Here is a 2,997-nt window from a genome sequence, read left to right on the forward strand (position 1 = left end):
AAGAGCACCCTCAGCCTGCGGAAGGCGCAAAAACCTCCCCACGTTCCTGTAGGTGCGCCCCGCCGGGCAGGGCGGGACAGACAAATGGGGACCTCCGGCGGATCCGCTGGGGCGTTTCCGGCCCCAGGCCCTCGACGTTCCTATGGCGCCTCGGCCCCCGCACCATTCAGGGCCCCGTCCAGGGCCTCATCCAGAGCGTGTCCCCGGCGCTGGGGTGGCAGACAGCGCTGGTGGTCGCAGGGCTGGAAGACCAGCACCAGCCGCGGCTCGTCCCCGCCCCTCGCCCCCTCTCCGGCGGCCGGGCGCAACCGGCCGGTGATCTCAACCGAGCCGCGGTAGACCGTCACCGGTGTTTCGCTGAAGCCGGTCCTCGAGCTCTCCCCCGGCGGATAGCGCACCGCCCCCAGCTCGACCCCCTCGCCCTCGACGGTGGTGGCCACCAGGAACTCGGCGGAGGCGGGATGGGCATTGATATGCCAGCCATCGGCGGTCTCCACCCGCAGAGTGAAGGGACGCCAGCCGTCCTCCTCCTCCGCCACCGACAAGGTCGAGGACACCGCCCGCCGGGCCTCCGCCTCGATCTCGGTGCCGGCGCTCCAGCGTCCCGCCCGAGTGACCTCCTCCGAGGGCTCGCCCCCCACCCGCTTCGCCGCGATGGCCATCATCCCCAAGGCCTGGGGCGCCGCCTCCAGCAGACCGGAGAAGGCCCGGAGGGAAGCCTCCGCCTCCCGCCGCCAGCGCTCCTCGCCGGTGAGCTCGGCGAGATCCACCAGGTTGAGGGTGGCGACGGCGTTGGCGGAGGGCACCGCCCCGTCGGTGGCGTCCTTGGAGCGGAAGAGGAGTTGGGGATCCGCGGCGGCGACGAAGAAGCCGCCCCGGGGATCCCGCAGCCGGCGCACCTGCTCCTCCGTCAGCTCCATCGCCGCCGTCAGCCAGCGCTGCTCGCCGGCATCCCCGTCTCCAGTGACGCGGTGCAGCGCCAGCAGGCCCCGCACCAGGAAGGCGTAATCCGCCAGATACGCCTCGGGGCCGCTGCGCCCCGCCCGCCAGCTGTGCAGCAGCGTGCCGCCGGCGGGGCGCAAGGTATCGAGGACAAAGGCCGCCGCCCGTTCCGCCTGGGCGACGAGCTCGGGTTCCTCCAGGGCGTCCCCGGCCACCGCCAGGCCGGCGATGGCCATGCCGTTCCAGTCGGCGAGGATCTTGTCGTCGGTGAGGGGACGCCGGCGTTGCGAACGAGCCTCGAAGAGCTTCGTCTTCGCTGCCTCCAGGGTAGCTCGCTCCTCCTCCTTCAGCGCCGCCGCCAGCGGCTGGGGCAGGTGTAGCACGTAGCGCCCGCTCTCGGAGTGGGGCCCTGCTTCGAAGTTGGGCCTGCCGTCAGCACCGTAGATCCGCTGCACCAACTCCAGCTCTTTCGAGGTCAGCGCCGCCGCCAGCTCGTCGGCGGTCCAGACGTAGAAGGCGCCCTCGTCCCCTTCGGTTTCGGCATCGATGGCGCTCCACAGGCCGCCGCCGTCGCCGGTCATCTCCCGGGCCAAGAACGCCGCCGTCTCGCGCACCACCCGCGCCGCCGGGGCATCGCCGGTGCGCCGGTGGTGGCGGGCGTAGAGCTCGAGGAGGAAACCGTTGTCGTAGAGCATCTTCTCGAAATGGGGCACCAACCACTGGCGATCCGTGGAATAGCGGTGGAAGCCGCCCCCCAGCTGATCGTAGATGCCGCCCCGGGCCATGGCGTCGAGGGTGGCGGCGAACATGCTCTCCGCCTGCGGATGCTCCTCCGCCATCTCCAACAGCAAGAAGAGATTGGACGGGGTGGGGAATTTGGGCGCGCCGCCGAATCCGCCCCAGGTGGCGTCGAAGCGATCCTCCAGCTCCTCCAGCGCCCGCTGCGCGGGACGCTCCCCCGGCAAGCCCGCCGCCGGCTCTCCGTCCCCCCCGGAAGCCTGCGGGCCGAGGCTCTGCTCCAACGCCTGCTCCATGGCCTGGGCCACCTGCTGCGCCGACGCCCGCACCTGCTCCTCCCGCTGCTCCCAAGCCTCCGCCACCGAGCGCAGCACCGTGGGGAATCCGGGCCGGCCCATAGCGTCCGCCGGCGGGAAGTAGGTGCCGGCGTAGAACGGCTCCAGCTGCGGCGTCAGGAAGACCGAGTTGGGCCAGCCTCCCTGGCGGGTGAGCAGCTGGGTGGCGGTCATGTAGACCTCGTCCAGATCCGGGCGCTCCTCCCGATCCACCTTGATATTGATGAACAAGCGGTTCATCACCTCGGCGATGGCCGGGTCGGAGAACGACTCCCGCTCCATCACATGGCACCAATAACAGGTGGAGTAGCCGACGGAGAGAAAGATGGGCTTGTTCTCCTCCCGCGCCCGCTCCAGCGCCTCGTCCCCCCAGGGATACCAATCCACCGGGTTGTCCTGGTGCAACAGAAGGTAGGGGCTACTCTCCCCCGCCAGCCGATTCTTGCCGTTCTCGCGGGCTGAGCTCATGGTTTGGGAGTCCTCTCTCTTGGTGGAATCGTCGCAAGCGATGACCAGGCCGAGGCCAAGACTCATCGCTAGCCCCAGCCCTAGGAACGAAGTCCGTAGCGGTCGGAGCTTGCTGCGGGGATGGGAACGGAGTGAATGCATCGTGGCCGAGGGCCTTGCCGGCGGAGATTCACTCTAACAGGCCGAGGATCTTCCGGCGGAGAGGGCGTCTCGTAGGATGTTTTGCCGGTGGGGCCGGTGGCATTGGCAGACCCCTCACCCCCTCGGTCCCCCTCTCCCAGCCGCCCACCCAACCTGCCGGTAGAGGGGGAAGCTCGTTGATCACCACTGTGCTGTCAAACCATTAGGGCAGGGGGGGCGGCCCTCTCAGACCCCTGGGAGCGCCGGCTTCCTAGCCGGCTCTGGGGCGGTGGCGTCCCTCTACCGGGTGGGGGTGGGGAGGGCTGGGTGAGGGATCGAGGGTGAGGGCCAGTTCCCAAACAACAACGCTCATCTAAGGCAACCACCTCTCAAC

1 protein-coding gene is annotated in these 2,997 nt (G+C 69.7%); it reads right to left on the reverse strand.

The window, feature by feature from the left end:
- Positions 1-140: 140 nt before the first annotated feature.
- Positions 141-2,483 carry a DUF255 domain-containing protein gene (locus SX243_05480; protein ID MDY7092411.1) on the reverse strand — a complete coding sequence of 781 codons (2,343 nt, stop codon included), beginning with the start codon at positions 2,481-2,483 and terminating at the stop codon, positions 141-143.
- Between the last annotated feature and the right edge of the window lie 514 nt (positions 2,484-2,997).

It is taken from the genome of Acidobacteriota bacterium (assembly GCA_034211275.1).
In the GTDB taxonomy this organism is placed as follows: domain Bacteria; phylum Acidobacteriota; class Thermoanaerobaculia; order Multivoradales; family JAHZIX01; genus JAGQSE01.